The sequence below is a fragment of the Citrobacter sp. JGM124 genome (assembly GCF_018257795.1).
GTDB lineage: Bacteria > Pseudomonadota > Gammaproteobacteria > Enterobacterales > Enterobacteriaceae > JGM124.
Genome location: NZ_JAERJD010000002.1, coordinates 111,484 through 133,139 on the forward strand (window position 1 = coordinate 111,484; position 21,656 = coordinate 133,139).

Here is a 21,656-nt window from a genome sequence, read left to right on the forward strand (position 1 = left end):
AAAAGAAGAGAGAAATTTTACGTTTTCTCTCTTCTTCAACACTACATCCTAACGCATTTCCGTGTCAACTTGCTGTGCGACTTTATCGGTAAGTGACGTTAATTTAACCAATTGATATTAAGCAATTAAATACCATTTTTCTTTATCACATCACTATACCAGGCAGCACTCTTTTTAGGTATGCGGCGCAGATCTTTTAAGTCAAACTCATCACGATTGACGTAAATAAAACCATAACGTTTAGAGCAACCTTGATGGGTGGATATCAAATCTAAAGCGGACCATGGCGTATAGCCAAAAACCTCCACACCGTCGGTAATAGCCAGTTGCATTTGCTCTATATGACGCTGTAAGTAATCAATACGATAACTGTCGTCAATTTCACCCTGATCATTAAGTTTATCAAATGCTCCCAATCCATTTTCAGTAATCAACAATGGCAAATGGTAGCGATCCCAGATTTCACGCAGTGTATTTCTAAAGCCAACTGGATCAATTTCAGTTCCAAACTCAGTACGTGGTAAATATGGATTTGCTGCTCCACGGTGAACCCCCTCTTCACCTGATTTCAGTAATTTATTACCACCACGAATAACTTCATCCTGGCCATCACCACGGCTGGCTTCAACGGCTTGTGTTGTGTAATAGTTAAAAGCAATAAAATCTGGTTTCCCGCTTTTAAGAATATCCACATCACCAGGTAATATTTCCGGGGCATAGCCTTTTTCGACCATGTATTGCCAGGCCAGTGAATTATATTCACCGCGAGCAGCCATATCCAGATATAGCCAGTTACGAATGGCATTATAATTGAATGCAGCGAGAATATCTTCTGGCTTACTACTTGCTGGATAAATGACGGCAATATTAGGGGCTGGCCCAATTTTAGACTGTGGGAATTTACTATGTAAATCACACATTACCGCCGCCTGCGCAACCATCATATGATGATTTTGCTGGTAAAGGTTTTTCTTTTTATCGGCTTGTGTAGCCAGATGAGGATCCAATGTTCCTAATGCCTCACCTTGTAAAATCATTAGATTTTGTTCATTAATAGTAAGCCAGTAGTTAACTTTCTCACCATACTCTTCAAATAAAACATTTGCATAACGAATAAAAGCATCTACTGTCTTACGATTGTACCACCCACCCTGTTGTTGCAATGCCTGAGGCAGATCAAAATGATACATAGTTACAATAGGTACAATATTGTGTTTTAAAATTTCATTAATTAAATTGTGATAAAACTCGATACCTTCCTGATTAATTTCCCCATCGCCATCAGGAATAATACGCGTCCAGGCAATAGAAAACCGATATGTTTTAAACCCCAATTTTGCAAATAATGCAACATCCTCCCGATAACGATGATAATGATCACTGGCAACAGTAAAATCAGTGGTTCCCTCAGGATAATGTGTCCGGGCATCGATAACCGATGGTCCTTTCCCACCCTCATTCCATGCGCCTTCAACTTGATAAGCAGAGGTAGATGCTCCCCATAAAAAATCACTTGGAAAAGGTTTTAACTGACGGTATTTCATTATTCACTCCTTAACTCTTAAGATAATGTTAGCAACAAGTCACCCGGGCATACCTTCTGCTGTTCAGGTATTTCTATATTTTTATAGTCTTCTGCATTAGCTATTATCACTGGGGTAATTGTGTCATAGCCTGCTTTTTCGATAGCAATCCTGTCAAAGTCTATTAATAGATCACCTTGTTTGATTTGTTGCCCTGCTGCCGTATGTAAAGTATAAAACTGCCCATTTAGCTGAACAGTATCCAGCCCCACATGAATGAGGATCTCCGCGCCATTGTCCGAAATGATTTGTAATGCATGACCTGAGTCGAAGGTAGCGGCGACCACACCATTAACGGGTGAAAATACTTGATTGCTATCCGGTTGAATCGCTAATCCTTGACCAACAACACCACTGGAAAACACTTTATCGTTCACTTCACTCAGCGCCATAATCTTGCCACTCATTGGAGCACTGATCTTTTCAGCTAATGGCGCAGGTTGTTTAGTCTCTGGTGTATTTTTAAGATCTTCTGGATTTACAACCAGTGGATCTTTGTTGGCAACATCTTCCGGTGTGTCATTAAAGCCAACGATATAAGTCAGGATAGCAGCCAGTACAAAAGAAACGCTAATACCAATCAAAAGGCCAACAAAACCTTCACCGTAAAAAATGGGGAGTGTAATCAGACTTGGAATACCTGTAGAAATTGCTGCACTATTCGAGTAGCCAACGATACCTCCCCCCACGGCAGCCGCAATGACAGCACAAATAAACGGTTTTTTCAGTTTCAATGTCACACCATAAACCGCAGGCTCGGTGATACCAAACAATGCCGTTATAAATGTACTGCCAGCCAGCGCCTTCATTTTCTTATTTTTGGTTTTTAGCATAACGCCGAGAACTGCCCCTGCCTGGGCAAATACTGCAGGTACCGTAGCTGCCTTTAGCGTGCTGCGGCCGATGGTTGTAATATCATTAATGATGACCGGGGTGAATGCCCAGTGCATTCCAAAGATAACCAATATTTGCCATACTGCAGCAATCAGTGCGCCGGCTAAAATAGAGTTAAAGCTGAAGATCATGACAAAGAAGCTAGCGGCTATTTCACTGGTATAAATACCGATTGGACCAATCGTCAGCAGGGTTAAAGGAACGATAATAACTAGCAATAAAAAAGGCGTTACAATGCTCCGAACAGTTTCATGTATCAGCCGATTAAGTAAGCGTTCAAGATGACACATGACCCAAATAGCGAGAATGATAGGAATGACTGATGAGGTATACTTCATAATCATAACGGGTATACCAAAAAACGTGGTTTCTACATCATTGGTATAGAGTTCAAGAATTGTCGGATAAATGAGAGCCCCAGCAATAGAGGCTGCAACATAGATATTGCCCTGAAATTTACGTGCCGTTGTTACGGCAAGTAATATAGGTAAAAAATAGAAAAGACTATCAGCAGCTGCAGAAAGAATAATATAGGTAGTCTCAGTTTTGTTCATCCAGCCTTCACTGAGAATAATGCTTAGTAAACCTTTCAAAACCCCCGCCGCAGCCATTGCGCCGAGTAGTGGTGTAAAAATTGATGAAATAATATCAATTAAGCGACTAACCGCATTTGTTTTCTGAGTTTGGTGACCACTCTGATTAGGCGTGTCATCATTCAGCTGTGAGGAAATATTACAAAGTTGCCGGTAAACATCGGCCACACGATTACCTATCACTACCTGAAATTGACCAGAAGCCTTCATGGTCGTTATCACACCATCCAGATTCTCCAATGCTATTACATCTGCTTTTTGTATATCTCGGAGAGAAAAGCGCAACCGTGTCGCACAGTGCACAACATTGATTACATTTTCTTCACCGCCGACCATACGTAGGATATCAGTCGCTAGTTCTTTATTATTCATATAGTTACCTTAAAGGTATACTTGGCTTATTTTCCAGAGCCCAAAAAAAAACCTGACCTCACTGCAGAATATCGAAAATATAACGATATCTACGGTCAGGTCAGGTTTCGCTCAGGCTATGCCCAATAACGTCCTTACATTGCAAACAGATATAAATAATCTGGTGCCGGGAAACAATTCCCGTTGCTAAAATTTGTGATTTAGCGCATGAAAATAACTTTTCAGCATTAAGTTAAGTCCGTTACTCCCCCAAATAATTGATACTGAATATGGCAGGAATATGGGAAGGTGTATACAACGTGTAACTCACGAGTACGAGAAGTATTTTTCAGCCATAGTTATATAGTCGTCAACCCGGTACAGCGTGAAATCTGCAAGATATTCATTATATTACCCTGGCAGATTCCACATAACTCATTTGGAAGTGTGATTGAGCTTATGGCTTCCAGACCTCTGCAGCAATCTGTTTAACCAGTTCGATTTTGGCCCACTGTTGCTCTTCAGTCAGTGCATTACCTTCCTCTGTTGAGGCAAAACCACATTGTGTGCTTAAGCACAGGCGTTCCAGCGGAACATATTGTGCTGCCTCACGAATACGCCCAATGACACTCGCTTTATCTTCCAATTGCCCAAATTTAGAAGAGATCAGGCCCAGCACGACTTGTTTGTTGCCTGACACGGCTGCCAGGGGCGAAAAATCACCTGCACGCTCAGTATCAAATTCTAAATAATATGCAGAGACATTTTCACGTCCGAACAGTGCATCAGCAACCGGGGCATATCCCCCACTTGCAGCCCAGGTCGAACGGTAGTTACCACGGCACACATGGGTGGTAATAACTAAGTCCTGGGGAGAGCCTTCAATGGCCCCATTATTGACACGCAATAAAAGTTCTGTAAGCGCGTTAATATCATCACTAATGACCGTGTGGGACGAAGAATGGCAATCACAATGATTATTTTGCTCTTGAGACGAAATAGCAACACCGGCATTATTGTAACGAGCATCAACCATCATTCCCCAAGTACAGTCATCAAGTTGTAAATTACGGCATCCTGCTTTGTAGAGATCATCGATGAACTCTTTGTATGCCTTAATAATATCGGCAATGAGTTCATCTTGTTGCGGATAAATATCTGCAGTGGCCTGCTTATTTTCAGGGCGATAAAGTTCCTTGAAGAACTGTGCAGGCGCCGGAATTGTCAACCGGGGCACAGTATTGGAATCCGCATAAGGTAACAGAAATTTAAAATGTTCAATGAAGGGATGATTCTTACCACTAATTTTGCCTGTAAGGCGAGCTGTTTCAGGGCGTGTTTCGATACCATCAAAAATATATCCCTGCTTAAGTTCTGCTTTTTCAACGCCATGCAACCCCCACATAAAGTCCAGATGCCACCAACTACGGCGAAACTCACCATCCGTTATCACATGTAAACCGAGGGATTTCTGTTTAGATATAAGTTCGCTTATTGCACGATCTTCAACCCGAGTGAGCGCCGCCTGGTCTATTTCGCCACACGTAAATTGACTGCGTGCCGCATGCAAATAATCCGGTCGCAAATAGCTTCCTACGACATCAGCACGGAAAGGAGGAATATAGTGGTTATTTTTCAAAACGAGACTCTCTGAATTTTTATAGGGTAATGGAAATACTACACCCGAACACAGTGGAAAGATGGTGAAAATTAGTCATCCTGTATTCGAGAAAATTCATCTGACCTTAATGAGCCGATGGCTATCACTGGTGCTCAGATTGTCGGTTGTTTTAGATAGCATAATCTTATGTATGATGTAACTAAGTACGGGTTTTGGCTATTTCTACTCCTTTTTAGACCTGCCGTTATTCGACCAATTGAAAGAAAACCATCTAAAAGAAGCGCTTCTGATCCAGGTCATTATCTGACCTGGATTTTATCTGGTGTTAGCAGTATCATATGCTAATAACATTATAATGTTATTAGCATGAAATACGCGAAAATCATCACTGCTATCCAGACACCAAGTATATGGTCTCACTACGACGGACCTTATCCGGCCCGCCATGTCGTTTTCTTTAACTGATTTGGCTCATATCTGTCATGACTACACCCAAAATTAGTACCGTTCGCCCGTTTAGCGCATTGATTGCTGCCTGCTGGAAAGAACCCTACTCCCGACAACGTTTGTTAAAAGATACTATTGCCGGTATTACCGTGGGAATCATCGCGATACCACTGGCAATGGCCCTGGCGATTGCCAGTGGTGTTCCCCCCCAATACGGTATGTACACCGCGGCGGTCGCCGGCCTGGTCATCGCCATGAGTGGCGGTTCTCGTTATAGTGTTTCCGGGCCGACGGCAGCGTTTGTGGTCATCTTATACCCCGTTTCGCAACAATTCGGTTTATCTGGTCTATTAGTGGCAACTTTGCTTTCTGGGATCATTTTGGTCGTTATGGGGCTGGCAAAGGTCGGTCGTCTGATTGAATACATTCCTCTGCCAGTTACTCTGGGCTTCACTTCGGGCATTGGCATTACCATTGCAACCATGCAAATCAAAGATTTTTTCGGGCTGCAAATTTCCCATATGCCTGAAACTTATGTCAGTAAAATCCAGACCTTGTTCTCAGCACTTCCATCCCTGCATCCTGGGGATACACTCATTGGCGCTGTCACTCTGGCGGTTCTTATCTACTGGCCCAGGCTAAAGTTACGTCTCCCCGGTCACCTGCCGGCGTTATTAGCCGGTACGGCAGTGATGGGGCTACTCAGTTTGTGTGGTTACCATGTGGCGACCATTGGTTCCAGTTTTACTTATCAGCTGGCAGATGGCAGTCAGGGGCAAGGTATTCCCCCTATTCTCCCCCATTTATTACTTCCCTGGAATTTACCCGCGGCCAATGGCCAGCCATTAGCCCTGGACTGGCAGACACTTTCAGCCTTGTTACCCGTGGCCTTTTCTATGGCAGTGCTGGGGGCAATTGAATCATTACTTTGTGCCGTCGTTCTGGATGGCATGACAAAAACCAAGCACAGTGCCAATGGCGAATTACTGGGCCAGGGTATAGGGAATATTATTGCCCCATTTTTTGGCGGTATTACGGCCACCGCCGCGATTGCACGCTCCGCCGCAAATGTCCGGGCCGGTGCAACGTCCCCGATTGCCGCGGTTATCCATGCACTACTGGTACTTCTGGCCCTGCTGGCACTGGCTTCCTGGTTATCCTATTTACCACTGGCAGCGATGGCGGCCCTGCTTCTCATCGTGGCCTGGAATATGAGTGAAGCGCATAAAGTCATCTATCTGCTACGGCGGGCACCTAAGGATGATATTTTGGTGATGCTGCTATGCCTGAGCCTGACAGTACTGTTCGATATGGTCATTGCGATCACAATCGGTATTGTCCTGGCTTCATTGCTTTTTATGCGCCGCATAGCAAGAATGACACGTTTGAGTCAGCGGGGAGCCGAAGAAGGGGTGCTGGTATTACGGGTTAACGGGCCATTATTTTTTGCGGCAGCCGAACGTATTTTTGATGAACTACTGGTTTACGCCAAAGATAACCCGATCATTATACTGCAATGGGATGCTGTACCCGTGCTCGATGCTGGCGGCCTGAATGCTTTACAGCGTTTTATTGAAGTATTACCTGAAGGCAGGCAATTGATTATTACGGATATTCCTTTCCAGCCCTTAAAAACACTGGCACGGGCGCAGATACAGCCCATTGAGGGAAGACTGTCATTCTATGCCACGCTTCCGGAAGCATTTCACGCATTAAACATGCCAGACTGTGCCAACGTGTCGAAATAGCTGCACAGGGATCCATACAGACGCTCTGCTAATATCAGTTATTGTTCCTGGTCGTGGCAGAGTCACTCCGGGTACTGTACTCAACACCATGCTTCTGTAGATAGTCGCGAATTAATTGCCGAACTACCTGTGAGGGGGTCAAATCTTGCTGCTGGCAGAGCGTTTCCAGTGCGCTCTTTTTTTGTGGATCAATCAGGACAGTAAGCCGCGCAGTCTTCTTTTCCATGATACTTTTACTCGCTGTTATGATAATCAAATGATAATAGCATACCTGCTATATACTCGAAATAATTCATACAACGACAGGGCAGCAGCAGCGTAACGACCTGACTAAGAATAATATCAGCCCCTGCTGGCCGCATGGTGGCATCATCATTCCAGCCAGAAAATAATCATCGGCTATAATATTTTCCCACTGTGCTATTTTGATATTTTTGAGCGTATTGCCTCTGAATACCCACAGTCAATCAATGCATCCGGTAACCGCTGGATCAGACATGTTTCCTTTAATTTTTTAAATGGCAGAGTACTATCCAGCAGTCCCATGTCATATATATATCGGTCAGCATAACCACTCACTAATACCTTCCAGTTATATTTGATATCTGAAGAAACTGATGCAGCATGATTTAAAATATTGCTTGTGCAATTGTTGAGGAATGTATTGTAGAACTCCGGGTGCTGGTTGAGCTTATCTATTCGATCTAAATAATTTAAAAAAAGAGCCTGAACCATCTCCGGTGAAATATTAATAGGATAAAGATACACGCGTTCTTTACGCACGTCTGTCCTGACACCAATTAAATCCCGTTCATCGGCCAGAACGTAAGTCAGGGTATAGTGATTGAACAAGCCGCGCCAGGTAGAATACCGCTGTTCAGCGCTACGGCGTGTTTCAATAGAGATGGCCAGATGGCGACCATCTTTAAAACCAAAGCTTAAAAATAAGTGAGCAATAGCCTCACCTGACCAGTAGGAGGCAATGACATCAACAGAATCAAGTTCTTTCAGATTGAATTCATCATCATACCAGGCCGGGACATAATCCGTCACGCTACCGTTATACCTAAAATTCCTGATATTACGTAGCATGATGTCATGCTCCCCTAACCATTCCACCTGTGGTAACTTGGCGTATTCCAGAATCCAGTCTTTATCATTACTTGGTGCTGCTGACGTCAACCATGGCATAGTTATTTTTCACTTTTGTTTTTTACTGAATGACGGCCCCCGAAATAAGCACGGCTCCCCTTCTCTTTTTTCTCTTCCTGACGGTTACGTGAGGAAAGTATTTTTTTAACACCACGCTTAATGGTCGCCCACCAGCCTGCAGGGCGAGGATCAGCCAGCATGCTGAGCGCTCGTGCATAATCAAGAGTCAGGCCCGGAGTCCAGGCCATTGTTTTGGCCCGTTTACGTATTTGTATAGCAACCCAAAGTTCAGGCGTTAGCATCATACGGGTCAGTATCCACCAATGCCCCCGATGGCTCCAAATTCGCCCAATCACGCCCTCAAGTGCCGCTTCTAATGCTCTGGCAACGCTACTGGAACAGTTCCGATGCGTGAGGTTATAGGTATTGTCCTGACGGTACTTATCCCAGAAAAGTTTTAAACTTTGTGCGTCATAATTCCTTATTCTGACTTTTATTGTTGAATGGCACCATTGACTGGACTCCGTTTTGTAATCAGGCTGAAAAACTCCAGCGACATTATTATCAACGGTTGCCCGTAATAAACGGGCAAACTGATCCGGTGAACGATCCAAGTCTTCCGCAGGATAGAGACTGATGTAAACACCATCTGGTGATTCAAGAGCAGCGTGCCCGGTTGAAATAACACCATCGCTATCAACCGCTGCAATATATCTGTCAATGATAGGGTGTGGCACAACGCTACTTTTAGATGTCCCGGCAGGTGTCCACACATGTATGGTAAGAGCGGGTTCATCATCTGCTGGCGGGCCGTCCCACCATTCAACCATATCAGGGTTAGTCTTCACACTGCTGGACTTTTCAGCCGCTTTATCACCACGAAATGCTGGATTTGAATGCATCTTTTTAACACGCATAGCCAGGGCTATCATATTACGCCCACCCAGCATCAGACCCAGTCCTAAACCAAAAGCAACGGTTCCTTTATAATGCGTTGGATAAGGCTGATAGAAGAAAATAGCTAAACAGATTTCGACGACTCCACCAGCCACCACCAGCTTCCATTTTCTGAAACGCACCACAGCGGCGGTGATAATTTGTAATAGCCCGTCGGCCAGGAAAAGAGTGCCGAAAATAAGCGCCAGAATAAAATTACCGTAAGCCTGCCCGCCGAGAATTAATATCGCCGCAAGGGCAAACGCCGCACCTTTAACATAGCGTAATGTCCGCTGCCCACCAATCCCCGTATGAGCAACCAACAATGTGGCTATTCCCTCTATTAACAGAAGACAGGCAAAAGGCATTAAAGGAAAAAAGATAACGTTATCCAGCGCATCGATAAAGATAATCAGGCCAGCGAAGATACCCACCGCGCCGACAATAAAAACACTGCGCCAGCGAGCACGTAGATAGTCTATACCCAGTAGAATCATCACTAGCTGAACCATACTATTCTCCAAATTTAACAACGTCTTCTGCTCCGGATATTGAGCCATTGCCAGCACATTCCAGAGAAAACTTTATTTTAAATCAGCACGTTAACAATGTTTGCGACTTAAGTTAAATCATTTAACAAACTTGGATTTTATTCTATTATAATAAATTAAATTAATAAACACGTCTTTCTACAGTAAAGTCAAATTGTTACCTCCTGTTAATTGGACATCTATCGAGACCTCATTCACATCACCTCACTGGAAACATATACTTTTATAAGTATTCATTTTTTCAATGAATTAAGCCGTATCATGATTTATCTTGATATCTCCCCCGGGTAACACATCCACATGCTTTTCAGCATAATCTGCTGAATTGAAAAATACAGCCCCGAAGATTCTTGTAACAGCCACCACAGAAATCAAACATTTATGCTGTTAATTTAATAATTGCGGTATTTTATAAAAAAATACTTTTTTACGGATAGTTTGATACCACGCTTCTCATAGGCCCCTTATTCTGATGTAAAAAAAGGTCAATATCCGTTCAGATATTGACCTTTTTTTACTCTTTACAATACATCCATGTCAGGTTCGTAGAGTGCAAGAAATGACGTTGGTAGACTGCAAAACACTAACAGTATTTTAACTGTCAATATCCCACGTGCTATCAACTTATACCATTAAGTGACGGGCTACATCAGTAAAATATACCTGTATCATTATTTCTATGCGAAAACAGAACCTGGAGTAATATTGTGGGCTGATTTTAAATATTAAAATAGAAAACCACTAAGCATAAGAAAACAAGAAAGACATAAAGCAATATATCCCCAGAAAATTCCGCCAACGCAGTTAAATTATCTTCATTGTTTTTATGGAGTATAGCGATAGCTTGTTTTTTATTTTCAGCACTGATCTCCACATAATGTCTTTTAAACCCCTCTTCTTTTAAGCTATGGAGTAACACACGGTTAAGAGCCTCTTTGGGTATTATTTTAGTTTTATCACCACTGATAAAGAAAATATATTTTTTCATATTTATTCCATAGCGGTTAAGTGCATCTGTCTTTCACTATTAAGACTTATGGATTTATTCATGATGATCTGACACTTAAAATAGTCCATTGCTATCAAGAGTATTTATTAAATAATAGTGTCAGAAATATGTTCGTCATTATTAAATGACATGCGAACAAAAACTTTATAACGTATTCTGTTGTAATATTTCTACATTATCAGATGTCATGTATTGACACATGAAATCTTGTGTTTCTCTATTTTTTCATTAAAAACAGATGGTTATATGTTGGTTCATTCGAGTGTAGTCAGGGGGATACGCATTAATTCGTTCAATGTTTGTCGGTTACGCACAGCATCTGCAAGCGTGTATTGATTCAGATGGGTAATAAACACCTGCATAGCACCCTGCAGCATGCCATTCAGATTACAGTGATTGATCAGTGGGCAAAGAGGACTGTAACAGTTAACAATATGTTTTGATTCATCCGCTCGTTCCTCGAGTACTTGAACAATATCGCCAAGAGAATACTCTTTTAATGCTTTAGCCAGATAAATGCCACCATTACGACCACGCACGGTCTTTACCCATCCCTGCTGTCCCATAAAATGGACCACTTTGACAAGATGGTTTACTGATACCTGAAGTTCACCAGCCGTTTGGTTGATAGTAAATGGCGTACTTCTGGCAGGCTGCGTCAGGAAGATCAGCGTGCGTAAACCAAGATCAGTAAACTGGTGAAGCTTCATGGTGTCCTCTCATGCCAGGGGCAAACTTCCCCCCTGGCGAGTCATCTGCGCTTCCGGCAAAGGAAGTCAGATAATATTATGGTGTTACTCCCCCGGTACCGAATGCCTCACAATAGATCTGCTGTTGTGGGATACCTATCGCCCGCAGGGCTGCATTCTGTTGATGCATAAACGGAATGGGGCCACAAATATAGTAATCAGCATCTTTTGGTAACCATTCTGCCGGAACCTGTTGCAGATCCAGACGGCCCTGGGCCTGATAATCTTCACCCAATACTTCATTTTGAGTCACCGCCTCATAGGCGATATAGGTGTGCAGATTATTGTACAGGTTTTTGAGCGTTTTGACCTCTTTACGCATAGCATGCACTTCAGGGTTACGTGCAGCATGGATAAAACTGATTTGCTTTTTAACCTCGTTATCAGAATCCGTCTGTGAGATAAGCTGGTTTAACATCGCTATCATTGGTGTCAGACCAATACCTGCGCTGATCAGCACATTGTTATTTTTCTGATTCACCAGGAAAAAATTCCCCGTTGGCGCACTGGCTTCAATCACATCGCCTTCATTGATCACATTATGCAGTGTTGAAGAGACATAGCCAGGATCCTGCCCTTCACGATGGGCATCTTCTCGTTTTACTGAAATTCGTAGATACTTGCCTGACGGGCTGTCTGACAATGTATACTGCCGAGGCTGCTTAATGCCTAATTCAGGCACCGTAACGCGCACCGTAATGTATTGCCCTGGCTGGTAGTCGGGTAGTGCCTGCTGATCTTTAGGTACCAGATAGAACGACGTTATCTCACTATTTTCACGTTCTTTACGTTCAACCACGAATTCACGCCAGCCCAGCCAACTGCCCTGACTTTTCTCATGTTGCTGATAGAGTGATTTTTCCGTCTCTATAAAGAGATCAGCCAGCTGCTGATAAGCCGCCCCCCAGGCAACGATTAATTTGTCATCCATCGGGATGCCGAGCACTTCACTGATCGAATGGAGCAGATTTTCCCCGACAATATTATAGTCAGGTGCCTGAATATTTAAACTCACATGCTTATGGCAGATAAGCTCAATAACGGGAGCCAGCACTGAAGGATCATCGATATTTTCAGCATAAGCCAGCACGGCACCAGCAAGCGCCTGGGCCTGGGCTCCGCTCCGTTGGTGCCCGAGGTTAAAGGTCTCTTTAAGAGACGGATTGTTTCCCAACATACGTTTGTAAAAGTAATCAGTCAGGGCAACCCCGCTCTCTTTTAATACTGGGACGGTGGCTTTAACCAACGCTTTCTGTTCTGTGGTCAACATGTTATCGACTCCTCACGCTTAAAGATGCATTCAAAATACACCTTTAAGCGTGGAATGACAATTGCTTTGCTTTCCACCGGGAACCGACTGATGTATGTACTAATACAAATGACCCCATCTGAAAATCTGGCCGCATAAAAAACCCAGATCATCAGATGGTTCTTTTGATTCAGAGTGCTGAATCATGCATCACTGACTCTTTCCTCCCAATAAGGGCAAGCGTTCAAGCATATTTTTTATATTGATGGCATCCCAGGGAAGGTGCTCTGATACTGTCAGGCCAACTGGCCTGGCTTGTAACGTTGCTTCACTGACAATATCGAGCACTTCTGTTATCGTCAGTTTACCTTCTGCTACATGTCCGAATTCTCCGGCTGTTCTCCCCGGGCGAGCAAATAAAACCGAACGAAATAGCTGAGGATCCAGCACGTCAAGATCAATGTGGATTGCCAGATATTCTATTTTTTGTTCTGTGATCCAGTCGACGACCTTGCTCACCCCGCTGCGGATTTCATCAGGCGAGCATGTCGCTATCCCATGTTCAGAAATGAATTTAGCTTCATATGGCAGAGGGTCATGAATACCAGCAATCATTATTTTTTCCGCGGCCAGAGGCCTACTCACCACGGAGGTTAAATCAGTATCTCCGATCCCCATCAATGCGGCCAGAATATGGGCGTGAGCATTAGAAAATTGCGCCGGTGTTTGTACATCCGGGTGAGAATCTATCCACAACACCCCTAATTTATCACCATACTTTTCTTGCAACCATGCAAAAGGAGCCAGCGAAACGAGGCAATCCCCCCCCCAGAGTGGCAATATTCTCTGGCTGATGTTTATGAATAAGGTTCCGGGCATCCGCCAGCTGCATGTTAATAGCAGAACGACCATTAATACCGTTTTCTTCTTTGAGTTCTGTGTGTCCCGGTTGTGGAGCCGGCACCCTGACCGTTTCAACGGCACTACGCGTTTCCGGTGCCAGCCATTCCAGCATAAGAGACCCAAGATAATAAGGCGGGTTATTCCCTCCCTGCCATTGCGGGAAAACCAGGCGCAGGGTTGATGTTTCATTGCTCATAAGTCACTCCAGAATAATGTGTGATATGTTAATTAGCAGGCAGCCTCGGGGACCCCCATTATTCTGGCTACCACTTTTTTTAATGAGGTCAGGTTTTCCTGTAATTTAAAATTCGGCATGTAAGCGCGCCTTGCCAGCAAACCATCAAGCATGGCAAACAAGACAATGGATATTTCTTCCGGGTCTGTCTCCCTGAATTCATCCCGTTCGATACCTCGTGTAATTATGTTCTTTAATGCGCCACGCATCGCAATATCTGCCTCAGTAAACGCCCTGTTTACATCACTGTTTCTTGCTGCTTCCGCGATGATTTCTATCCAGAGGGCCGGCTCAATCGGATAACCTGATTTGGTGATGCAGTTATTCATAAGTTCACAAAGGTGATCAAGTGACGATCCCACATAGGGCTCCGCATATACTGCCAGGGCACTCTCTGTTGCGTCATTCACGATAGCCACAATCAATTCATTTTTGCTACGAAAATGGTTGTACATGGCACCCTGGCTGATGGCCGCGCACCGCGCTATATCACCAATACTGGTAGCACTGAAGCCTTTTTGAGAGAAACTTTGCGCCGCAGCCAGAAGCACTTTATCGCGAGTAGAACAGGCCATAGTCACTGTTACCTCATTTATGAATGAACGTTCATTCATTTTAAAAGAGAAATGCAGATTTGCAAATGAAAAAGAATAAACCGATCACTCGTCTGCTATACCCCCCACGCCTCACTGGCGTAATGGGGGGCGGTAAACCCACCAGCCTCTGTGTAATACACACAGGCACAGGTTGCCATTCGACAAACGGTGCCGAAATACCAGACTCAGTGTTCAGTCAGAGAAGGAATAAAATGCGATTCTTGTAACGTCACTAAATTATCGGGTTTAACATAAATGACCCCTTCCCCGGGGACATCAATTTCAGCAATCATAAAGAGTGCCATTGTGGTCAATAATGGTAAGGTCAGAATCAATGAATTTCGGCCACGCAATCCACGAATGTTATGCCCTATCAGGTAGTTTGCTGCGACAGAAAAGATAATCAAAAGGAGCCAGGCTGCTTTGGGAATTTGATCTCGCCAGCCGGCGGTTGTTCTTGCCTGGGAGTTGTACAGCTCCGTATAGGAACTCAATACCAGACTGAATCCATTCACCGGGGTAGTTTTAGCTTCTGCCATCGCAATGGTCCACAGTGCCTTTTGGATATCAATGGATTGATTCTGCAATACTCGGGAGTAAACATGCGTCCCCGAGTTAAAAAAAGCGATACGGGTAGTCAGATACTGCTGCAATAAAGGATAAGCGACTTTCTGATCTTCTTCGCTCAGCATGGCAGTGCTTTGTGTGGCATTAGCAATAGCGATGGCTTCCTGCTCTTCCGTCTGTTCACGCGCGTTATAGCCACCAATGGCAATAGAGAGAATAAAACCCATCACCAGAAAAAGTAATGATAATAACGCACCCAGAATAATTTTTGCCTCATCATCTGCCCGCTCGTCATCACGTTTCCGCTTCTTACAAATATATTTTCCCAGCAGAGAGGCGCCGAACATTAGCAGGAATATCACAACAAAAAGCACAACCGAATTCATCACGACAAGATCTAAAATGTTGTCAGTAATATTCATTTTCAAGATTCACTGTATTTGACAGGGTGAATGAACACATTACGATTCGACACTGATGCTATCTCTTCGCAACGACATAACATGGGTCAGGCAACCGGGAGGATTATCCGACTGGCTGCACAGAGAGACAGTATACAGTATGACTTTTGTTATGGGGCCAGGAACGCTTATCCGCGTACAGCAACCATCGTCTGAAAAGGAATCCCGGTACCTTTCAGACCGGGATAATGGCAGAATCAAGCTTTGAAGAGATCCTTTAAACCATGAGGCTGACACCGTAAATACTGATCAGCTGCATGTACCCTCGCCCCCAGCTTCGCTGCGGCATGCCATGGCCAGCGAGGATCATAAAGCACAGTACGGGCGACACCAATGAAATCAGCATCCCCTCCCGACACAATCGCTTCAGCATGCTCAGGCTCTGTAATTAACCCGACAGCGATAACGGGGATATTCACAGCCGCTTTGACTGCTCTGGCAAATGGCACCTGATACCCAGGATACACCTGAATTTCCTGGTCTGGATGAAGCCCCCCGCCTGATACATGGATAGCATCAGCCCCCCTGGCTTCCAGCATTTTTGAAAACGCAACGGCTTCCTCAAGACAGAACCCTCCCTCAACCCAGTCCGTTGCTGAGATCCTGACACTCACTGCTTTTTCTGACGGGAAAGCATCACGAACGACATCAAAAATTTCCAGAGGGAAACGAACCCGATTTTCAAATGAGCCACCATAGTTATCTGTACGCTGGTTTGATAATGGCGATAAAAACTGATGCAGCAAATAACCATGCGCGGCATGAATTTGAATCAGATCAATACCAAGACTGGCCGCACGTTTTGCCGCACTGGAAAACTGAGAACGAATTTCAGCCAGCCCCTTATCGTCGAGGGCCGTTGGAACCGTATACCCTTCACTATAAGGAATGGATGACGGAGCCAGGGTTTGCCACCCCCCTTCTTGATCGGGTGGGATTTGTCCGTGTCTATCCCACGGCTTATAAGTAGAGGCTTTTCTGCCCGCATGCGCCAGCTGGATAGCAACAGGTATGCCGGACCATTTCCTGACGGACTGGAGAACCTTCCTAATCGCTGCTTCAGATTGATCATCATAGAGACCAACATCGCCGTAAGTAATTCGCCCCTCAGGGGATACAGCCGTTGCTTCAATGGTAAGCAACCCCGCGCCCGACTGCGCCAGTTGCCCCAGATGCATAGCATGCCAGTCACTCATACAACCATTCTCTGCTGAGTACTGGCACATAGGGGCTATCACAATCCTGTTTTCAAGTTCCAGATTTCTGATACGTAATGGTGAAAATAGCTTAGGTGCTGACATTCTCATTTCTCCAGGCTACTGAATATAAAATTACCATCGTTCTTCGTATTATAGGTCAAAGTCTCGCTTGACGATTTAACTGGCACGCAATACAGCTTTGTTCCGGAGGCAATGATCAATGAAACAATCGGAGAGGAAAATATGGGCATGCTGGCGTCATTACAGGCGTTTATCCGCCAGGCAGAGGAAACCTGACTGAAGAAAAGATCCCCGTCACGAGGAATATCCTGGACATAAGATACCGATATCAATGGAAGCCTCCCCGGAAATTAAGCAATAATGTCTTCCCACCCGACCTTCTTCAGGAATGCCGCTGTGTCATCACCTCCCCCCATTTCTCGTCCTGTACCTTCACGACTTTTGGTACTGGCGGTTTTTGCCACACCGCCGCTCCTGTGGGCAGGTAACTTTATTGTCGGACGTGCAATACGCCATGATGTCCCCCCCATCACACTCACGTTTTTACGCTGGCTTATCGCACTGGTTGTGATTCTGCCCTTTGCGCTCCCCTTTATCAGACGGGACTTCCCCCGCTATCGCACCTATGCCAGGCAGATTATTATTCTTTCATTGCTGGGAATTGTGGCCTTTAGCCTGCTGGTCTACTTTGGACTCCATTCGACCTCCGGCACGAATGCCTTACTGCTTAACTCATGCATCCCAGTATTGATCATGCTGTTTTCCGCCGTTTTTTACGGTACACGCTTAAGCTGGCGTCAGGCTACTGGACTGGTACTATCCTGCCTGGGCGTGCTGGTCATTATCTTCCAGGGCAAGCTCACTGGCTTATTAACACTGACCTTTTCCGTCGGTGACCTCCTGTTACTGACCGCCATGGCTTGCTTCGCATGCTATACCCTGTTACTCCGAAAGATACCTTCTGATATTAATCGGTTAGGTCTGCTCGCTATGCAAATCATGGTTACATTGATCGTCGTCGGGGTATTATGGCCCTGGGAGTATGCCACTGGACCAGCGGTACAGTGGCGTTCGGGCATCGTACTGGCACTGCTTTTTCTGGGGTTCGGCCCTTCGTTTATTTCATACTTGTTGTTCAGCCGTTGTGTCGAACTTATTGGCCCCGCCAAAGCGGGCCTGAGCATTCATCTTATCCCTGTATTTGGCGTTGTGCTGTCCATTATATTATTAGGGGAACCATTACATTTATTTCATGGGGTGGGGATTCTGGCCATTTTCTGCGGTGTGGCCCTGGCCAGTAAATAACATAGCCGGAGTGGCCTGCGTTCATCCATTAATGGGCTTTGCACCCCGGTGCACGCCTCATTATTCTAAATGCAGAGCCGCACTGATGGGAAAGAAAATGTCCCGGGGTGGATTACCCGCTAATCTTTCGCGGGAAGGGTTGTTTCTACCACGTCAACCAGACTCACCCAACCTGCTTTGATGAAAGCCGCGGTATGTGACCGGGTAAAGTGTTGCTGATAAGCTTCCTGGTTTTCATACCGTTCCCACAGTATGAAGCGCCGGGGTTGGCTATTATCCTGTAGCGCCAGGGCCAGTGTACAACCACTCTCTTGCCGCATTGCCTGGCAATAATCATCCAGTGCCTGTCGCCCTTCAGCAACAGACCATTGAGGATCAATCAGTACTTTTGCTGTAATAAAATGACCTGGGGTTTTCATCGTCCACCTTTATTTTAGTCGCAAACCTGTTGGGCGAACAGTTTCGGAAAATTAACGTTTCATTTCTTACAATAAACCATTTTATTTATCAATAACCGGGGGAATATCAGGCAACACAGAGTAGGCAGGGAATAAACAAGCTGCATGATATGGTTAAGGGACCCTGTGTTTATAATGCCTCGCCCCGGGAATGGTATCCCCCATAATTAACCTGCACTGGTATTTTTAGCCTGGTACTGTCAGTACCAGAATACCGTGGCAATACCCAAAAAACAGGGTGGCAGATATTAACTGTCAGGCTCTGCTATTCGTATGCGTCTTTTGATACGGCCAGGAAGGCTGGTATGACGTTCTTCAGGCTTCTCGCCCTGAATAAGCTGATTTATTAAGGTGTAGCAATGTAACGCCAGCTGGCGGTTATCCTGCTGAACAGTGTCAATAGGTAACGAGAGTGAGTCATAGAGATAGTGATCATCAAAGCTGGCCATATAGATTGGCTCACAGGGCAAATTATGCTGGTTAATATAGCGTAATACGCCTTCCAGCAAACCACAGGCTGCGGTAAATAAGGCCCTCGGCGGACGTCCCAGCTCTGCACACAAGGCAGCAAACATTTCATATCCTGCACTGGGATGATAATGCCCATGAATAACCCACTCAGGACGTAAAGTCACCCCTGCCTGTCTTAGACCTTGTTTAAAACCTTCAAGACGATCCCTTGTCGGGGACAAACGAACAGGCCCCCCGAAAAAATAGATCTCATCAGGTGACTGACGGGCAATCGGGGCCACTAATTGACTGACGATTTGGGTTGATTCGGTGAAGACACTCGGTAACGTACTGCCTGGTATATAACGGTCAAACAGTACCACCGGTATTTGTTCACTGATCTTCAAATACCAATCATCGGAGGCCATACAGGACGCGACAATCAAGCCATCCACCTGACGGGAAATCATATTGTTTACTACCTGCGTTTCCTGCCCCTGGTTTTCATCAGTACAGGAAATGATTAGCTGCAGGCCTGCTTCACGGCACAGCGTTTCGAGTTCAAATGAAAATACCGCAAAACCATAGTTCGTCATTTCCGGAACGACTAACCCCAACGTCAGGGAACGTGTGCGCTCATCACGCAATGAACGGGCATGGATATTCGGCTGATATTGTTGCTGCTGGGCAATGCTCAGGACACGATCACGCGTAGCGGCTGAAACGCGCAGCTCTTTCCCCCGCCCATTTAATACCAGGCTTGCCGTGGCAACAGAGACGCCAGCCAGGGAGGCAATATCCTTCATCGTGATGCGTTTAGTTTTGTGCACAACAGAACCTGTATCTGGCAATAACTACAGCAGAGTTTATCACGCGAACAGCTGAGAATCAGTAAGGTAAGAGGGCTCTTACTCCTCGTCAGGAAAATCTTCAGAAACCGTTAACGCTGGCCTTCCGGTAAAACGAAAGGCCAGTGAGGCCTAGAACCACGTTTCCATCTGTACACCGAAGTTCCATTCACCACCCGATGTGAAACCGTCATGGCCCAGACTGCCTGATGTTGAGTAATGATCCAGCTTGCTGCTCCAGTCTATCCAGGTCGCAAATATTCGCAGTTCCGGGCGGCTAAAAAAGTCACCGATTTTTTCCGCCTTCAGGGTTGGAGCGAAAGTCAGTTTATAAAAATCGCCCTTAACGGCCTGGCGCTTATTTTCTGCTTTCCCATCGGGTGAATAGCCCTGGGGCTGTAGATCCATATACTGGTAGGACCCTTCAAACGCCAGAGCAACATTCTGCGTCACTTCTTTGATCAAACGGGTATTCAGCGTCAGCCATTTATAGCTATCGCCTTTCATATAACGGTCTTTACTACTTTGAGCCATCACCGAGGGGGCAATGTACCAACCCCGCCCCAGGGGAGTAATACCATAGGTGGCTAAACGCCAGGTGTTCGCCTCCGATAAAAGCGCACCATCACTGCCGATGCCCTTAACTTCAGCACCTAAACCATGACCATAAAGCAACGCGGTTCTGGCAGACCCCTCCCCCAGACCATAGAAACTATCGTTATGCCACCCCAAAAGAATATGGGAACCACTATGGGCTTTAGAGGCCCCCTCAGGAGTCGCCTCCCCATGCCCCGTTTTGCGATTGTCGTTATCTTTAGCCCGCAGGCCGGAGATCATCAGCTGTAGGGGCCCAATGAAGTTATTGGCAGTCAAAATATGGTTTTGGATAGTATTGTTGTTCTGCTCATTCATGGGTCCAAAATCGCGACCATAAAGAGAGAAGTTACTCCGGAACACATCGTTCCATTTCACGTCATACACACCGCCCCCCGTACCAGCAAGAAAGACAATGTCGGAATCAATCCAGTGAATATCAACGTTATCACGGTCAAAGCGTTTACCTGCCCACCACGTACTGTCTTTCAGAGCGCCGTCGAATGTCGACAAGTTTCCGAGTTCAGCATAGACCTGGCGAATATTCACGTCACTGGAATCGGCTGTCCAGTCGTTATAGGTTTTTTGCCCGTCGGCAAACATCGCTTTAAAACCTGCGGTTACGCCATTATCAAGTGTCTGTTTATGCTCAAGAGTCAATTCGACATAGGTGTCGGGTTCATTACCAAGACGTCCTACAGCGCCACCCGTGTCCCCTGCTGGCGTCATGTAGGGGCCACCTTTCGTGCTGGAGCCTGAGTGATTCATCAGCAATCCTGAACGGGCATAGCCATGAAACTCAAAATGTCGGGTACTGCCTGATTGGTTTACAGGTGTTGCTGTGCTCTCAGCAACCGGTGCCGTTACTGCTGAGTTTACCCCCTGTTGTGTTACCAGCTGCTGCGTTTTTCTCTCAGCAGCGTCAGCACGCTGTTCTGCCATTGATGCGCGACGTTCAGCCCAGTGAAGTCTTTGTTCCAGGGCAGTCAAACGCGCTTCCACACTCATCGGATCAGCCTGAGCATACAGCGAAACTGACCCGATGAAGATGGCTGTTATCACAGTACGTTTTTTATGGTGATGCATGTTTATCATCTCCTTGATAATTATCATCAAGCTAGCGAGATAAACATGTC

The 21,656-nt window shown here is 45.4% G+C and carries 17 protein-coding genes and 1 pseudogene; 2 read left to right on the forward strand and 16 right to left on the reverse strand.

Annotated elements, in window-relative coordinates:
* Nucleotides 1-125: 125 nt before the first annotated feature.
* The 3 genes from JK154_RS03070 to JK154_RS03080 all read right to left on the reverse strand — a co-directional run bounded on the left by JK154_RS03070 (nt 126) and on the right by JK154_RS03080 (nt 5,060).
* Nucleotides 126-1,544 carry a glycoside hydrolase family 1 protein gene (locus JK154_RS03070; protein WP_211991043.1) on the reverse strand — a complete coding sequence of 473 codons (1,419 nt, stop codon included), beginning with the start codon at nt 1,542-1,544 and terminating at the stop codon, nt 126-128.
* A gap of 17 nt (nt 1,545-1,561) precedes the next feature.
* Nucleotides 1,562-3,442 carry a beta-glucoside-specific PTS transporter subunit IIABC gene (locus JK154_RS03075; protein ID WP_211991044.1) on the reverse strand — a complete coding sequence of 627 codons (1,881 nt, stop codon included), beginning with the start codon at nt 3,440-3,442 and terminating at the stop codon, nt 1,562-1,564.
* Nucleotides 3,443-3,878: 436 nt separating this feature from the next.
* Nucleotides 3,879-5,060, reverse strand: a complete 1,182-nt coding sequence (locus JK154_RS03080; protein ID WP_211991045.1) for a 5-methyltetrahydropteroyltriglutamate--homocysteine S-methyltransferase — start codon at nt 5,058-5,060, stop codon at nt 3,879-3,881.
* Nucleotides 5,061-5,524: 464 nt separating this feature from the next.
* Between JK154_RS03080 and dauA the strand changes: the two genes are divergently transcribed.
* Nucleotides 5,525-7,237 (forward strand): C4-dicarboxylic acid transporter DauA, encoded by a 1,713-nt coding sequence (dauA, locus tag JK154_RS03085; RefSeq protein ID WP_211991046.1) that lies wholly within the window; start codon nt 5,525-5,527, stop codon nt 7,235-7,237.
* A 34-nt stretch (nt 7,238-7,271) separates the two neighbouring features.
* Here the strand turns inward: dauA and JK154_RS03090 are convergent, their stop codons facing one another.
* From JK154_RS03090 to JK154_RS03135, 10 genes and pseudogenes are all read right to left on the reverse strand, one after another.
* The gene (locus tag JK154_RS03090) at nt 7,272-7,463 is read right to left on the reverse strand and encodes a CopG family transcriptional regulator (protein ID WP_211991047.1); all 192 of its coding nucleotides are present in this window, start codon (nt 7,461-7,463) and stop codon (nt 7,272-7,274) included.
* Between the two features lie 194 nt (nt 7,464-7,657).
* Nucleotides 7,658-8,428, reverse strand: a complete 771-nt coding sequence (locus JK154_RS03095; RefSeq protein WP_211991048.1) for a DUF4105 domain-containing protein — start codon at nt 8,426-8,428, stop codon at nt 7,658-7,660.
* A gap of 2 nt (nt 8,429-8,430) precedes the next feature.
* Entirely contained in the window at nt 8,431-9,885 is a 1,455-nt protein-coding gene (locus JK154_RS03100) for a DUF308 domain-containing protein (protein ID WP_249215754.1), read from the reverse strand.
* Nucleotides 9,886-10,594: 709 nt separating this feature from the next.
* The gene (locus JK154_RS03105) at nt 10,595-10,864 is read right to left on the reverse strand and encodes a hypothetical protein (protein WP_211991049.1); all 270 of its coding nucleotides are present in this window, start codon (nt 10,862-10,864) and stop codon (nt 10,595-10,597) included.
* Nucleotides 10,865-11,139: 275 nt separating this feature from the next.
* The gene (locus JK154_RS03110; protein ID WP_211991050.1) at nt 11,140-11,595 is read right to left on the reverse strand and encodes an Rrf2 family transcriptional regulator; all 456 of its coding nucleotides are present in this window, start codon (nt 11,593-11,595) and stop codon (nt 11,140-11,142) included.
* 76 nt (nt 11,596-11,671) lie between these two features.
* A complete protein-coding gene (hmpA, locus tag JK154_RS03115) occupies nt 11,672-12,904 on the reverse strand; it encodes an NO-inducible flavohemoprotein (protein WP_211991051.1) in 1,233 nt (410 codons plus the stop codon).
* A 189-nt stretch (nt 12,905-13,093) separates the two neighbouring features.
* Nucleotides 13,094-13,982, reverse strand: a pseudogene (locus JK154_RS03120) (arginase family protein).
* A gap of 32 nt (nt 13,983-14,014) precedes the next feature.
* A complete protein-coding gene (locus JK154_RS03125) occupies nt 14,015-14,596 on the reverse strand; it encodes a TetR/AcrR family transcriptional regulator (protein ID WP_211991052.1) in 582 nt (193 codons plus the stop codon).
* A 206-nt stretch (nt 14,597-14,802) separates the two neighbouring features.
* Nucleotides 14,803-15,606, reverse strand: a complete 804-nt coding sequence (locus tag JK154_RS03130; RefSeq protein ID WP_211991053.1) for a hypothetical protein — start codon at nt 15,604-15,606, stop codon at nt 14,803-14,805.
* 236 nt (nt 15,607-15,842) lie between these two features.
* Nucleotides 15,843-16,946, reverse strand: a complete 1,104-nt coding sequence (locus tag JK154_RS03135; RefSeq protein WP_211991054.1) for an NADH:flavin oxidoreductase/NADH oxidase — start codon at nt 16,944-16,946, stop codon at nt 15,843-15,845.
* Nucleotides 16,947-17,261: 315 nt separating this feature from the next.
* On the opposite strand from JK154_RS03135, the gene JK154_RS03140 reads away from it, so the two are divergent.
* Nucleotides 17,262-18,170 (forward strand): DMT family transporter, encoded by a 909-nt coding sequence (locus JK154_RS03140; protein WP_349291089.1) that lies wholly within the window; start codon nt 17,262-17,264, stop codon nt 18,168-18,170.
* Nucleotides 18,171-18,289: 119 nt separating this feature from the next.
* Here JK154_RS03140 and JK154_RS03145 read toward each other — a convergent pair whose 3' ends face one another.
* The 3 genes from JK154_RS03145 to JK154_RS03155 form a co-directional block, all read right to left on the reverse strand.
* Complete coding sequence (locus tag JK154_RS03145) at nt 18,290-18,589, reverse strand: antibiotic biosynthesis monooxygenase (RefSeq protein ID WP_211991056.1); 300 nt, start codon at nt 18,587-18,589, stop codon at nt 18,290-18,292.
* Between the two features lie 287 nt (nt 18,590-18,876).
* Nucleotides 18,877-19,908, reverse strand: coding sequence for a LacI family DNA-binding transcriptional regulator (locus JK154_RS03150; RefSeq protein ID WP_211991057.1), 1,032 nt, complete (start codon nt 19,906-19,908; stop codon nt 18,877-18,879).
* A gap of 150 nt (nt 19,909-20,058) precedes the next feature.
* On the reverse strand, nt 20,059-21,606 hold the full coding sequence (locus tag JK154_RS03155; RefSeq protein WP_211991058.1) for a carbohydrate porin: 1,548 nt from the start codon (nt 21,604-21,606) through the stop codon (nt 20,059-20,061).
* Nucleotides 21,607-21,656: the final 50 nt, after the last annotated feature.